The sequence below is a fragment of the Rudaea sp. genome (assembly GCF_036560865.1).
Lineage (GTDB): Bacteria > Pseudomonadota > Gammaproteobacteria > Xanthomonadales > Rhodanobacteraceae > Rudaea.
In genome coordinates this window covers 1-2,406 of sequence record NZ_DATBQK010000042.1, presented here as the reverse complement: position 1 = coordinate 2,406, position 2,406 = coordinate 1, and the positions used below count along the sequence as shown (strand labels likewise).

Annotated in this window: 3 protein-coding genes; all 3 read right to left on the bottom strand. The window is 63.1% G+C overall.

Annotated features, from left to right (window positions below):
• Positions 1 to 746 (bottom strand): DHH family phosphoesterase (locus VIE67_RS05025; protein WP_332023894.1); only part of this gene is annotated, 746 nt, incomplete at its 3' end.
• Positions 747 to 775: 29 nt separating this feature from the next.
• Complete coding sequence (locus VIE67_RS05020; protein WP_332023892.1) at positions 776 to 1,759, bottom strand: phosphoglycerate mutase; 984 nt, start codon at positions 1,757 to 1,759, stop codon at positions 776 to 778.
• A gap of 12 nt (positions 1,760 to 1,771) precedes the next feature.
• Positions 1,772 to 2,251, bottom strand: a complete 480-nt coding sequence (gene greA, locus VIE67_RS05015) for a transcription elongation factor GreA (RefSeq protein WP_332023889.1) — start codon at positions 2,249 to 2,251, stop codon at positions 1,772 to 1,774.
• Positions 2,252 to 2,406: the final 155 nt, after the last annotated feature.

Below are 2,406 nucleotides of genomic sequence, written 5' to 3'. Positions count from 1 at the left end.
GTGCCGAGCGCAACCAGGTCGAGCAGACACGACAGGTCTGGCTCACCGATCCCACGCTCGGAATACCAACCTGACTCGCGCAAATGCGCACGCAGCGCAAGCAATAGATAAAACATCACACCGACGCCGGCCAACGCCTTGCTCGGAAAACTTGCATTCATGCGCGCATCCTGCGCGCAACGATCACAAAGCGGGCTTCCATGCCCGCACTCTTCAATAGAAAATTGATTCGGATTCACCATCGCATCTGCTGCAGGCAGGGTTGCTCCTGGCAAATGATGATCGGTCACGATCACGCGCACGCCATGCGCTTTCGCCGCGGCGACGCCGGCGTGCGCGGCGACGCCGTTGTCGACCGTGATCAGCAATCCGTCCTGCTTGAGCTCGGGGTGTCGCGCAACCAATTCCTCGACCAGACCCGGACTCAAGCCATAGCCGTGGGTGAAACGATTGGGCACACCGTAGTCGACGCGGCGCGCGCCAAGCAGACGCAGGCCGCGCACGGCGACCGCCGTTCCGGTGGCACCGTCGGCATCGAAATCGCCGACGATCAGGATCGGCGCGTTCGCGCGCAGCGCATGTTCGAGCAACTCGCAAGCGCGTTGGATGCCGCCGAGCTGTTGCGGCGGCAAGAGCGTGGCAAGGCGATGTTCGATGTCTTCCGCTGCCGCGATACCTCTCGCCGCGTAAATCCTGCGCAGCACCGGATGCAGCGATGCCGGCCACGCGTCGTTGGCTGTCGGCATGGCTCGGCGCTGGATGCGCGGCTTGCCGATCACGCGAGCGGTTTTACCCTGCGCCAGAAGCGCCAGCGGTGTGCCGGTTTGATGGTGCAGCGCTCACCGCTTTCGAAGCGTAGGTGCAGCACGTCGATCTTGCGTTCGCGAAGCGCTGTATCGAGAGGCGTGAACCAATCACGTTCGAGTGCGGCGATGTCATGCTGATCGGCGAGATCGACCAATAACGAAGTACCTTTATCACCCTGCGCCGTCTCCCCCGCAGTCGGAGATGGGATCGGTTTGAGTGCGTCCGACAGGCTGCTCGATACCGGAATCTTCGCCAGCTTCGCGAGCGCGTGGGTAATTTCATCGTTGCTGAACACTTGGGTAAAATCGCCGCGCACCCATTCCGGCAAGGTACCCGCGCCCCAAATCCACAGGCTGTTGACCGGCGGCAGGCCGCGGCGTGTGCGCTGGGCGTTGAGCGGGTGCTGGGTCAGGACGATCTGCACCTCGTTGAGCAGCCTGCGCCAGCGCTGCGCGTTCTCGCCCTCGGGCAGATGCAGCGCCAGATCGTCGCCGAGCGCGGCAGCGGGTGTGGAAAATGTCGGCAACTTCGCCTCGCGCGCACAATGCAGGTACCAGCGATCCGTGCGCGTCGCTTCGAGCGGAAAACCGGCATCGCCGAACAAGGGTTTCAGCGCCTGCGCGAATCCGTCGATTTCAGCCGCGGACAAATCCAGATTTCCGCAGGCGACCAAGCGCAACGTGACTGCATCCGCCATCACATACACCGGATCGGCGCGCAGCCAGAGCACATTCGGCGCATCGCTCGCATCGAGGCTACGAGTCAGCGCCGCTGTCGGCAACGAAGTGCCGGTAAATTCGAAGCATTCGCGCAAGACAACATCGCGTCCAGGTTGCGCGGCGGCGAGACGATCGCCGCGCGCAAGCCAGCGCAGAAGCGTGGGTGTGGATTCATGCCCGACAGCCTGCGGCCAGGATGGCAGCAGCAGGGTCAATACGTTCAGGCCGGGCATCGCAGGCTCGGATCAGACCGAATAACGCACCGCGAGAATTTCATATTGCCGGGTACCGTTCGGCGCCTGGAGCTCGAAGCTGTCGCCTTCGCTCTTGCCGATCAGCGCGCGCGCCAAGGGCGAGTTCACGGCGATCAGACTCTGCTTGATATCGGCTTCGAGGTCGCCGACGATCTGATAGGTGACCTCATCGCCGCTCGCTTCCTCGACCAGATCGACGGTCGCGCCAAACACAATCCTGCCGTTGGTGTTGAGGCGCGAGATGTCGATCACCTCGGCGAAGCTCAGAGCGCCCTCGAGCTCATTGATGCGGCCTTCGATAAAACCCTGCAGCTCGCGCGCGGCGTGATATTCGGCGTTCTCCTTCAGATCGCCGTGCGCCCGCGCCTCGGCAATCGCGGCGATGATGCGCGGACGCTCCGTCGACTTCAGACGATCGAGTTCGCCACGCAGGCGCCCGGCGCCTTTCGCGGTCATCGGTGCTCGTTTCATGCGCTTGTCCCCAATTCCTTGTGCAGTTCCTGCAGGCTGTTGACCTCGCCACCGCTGCGAAAATCGAGCGAATGGACGAGCGCGCGCGCGCCGGCAACGGTGGTCGAATAGGTAATGCGCTGCTGCAGCGCTTCGCGCCGGATCGAGAACGAATC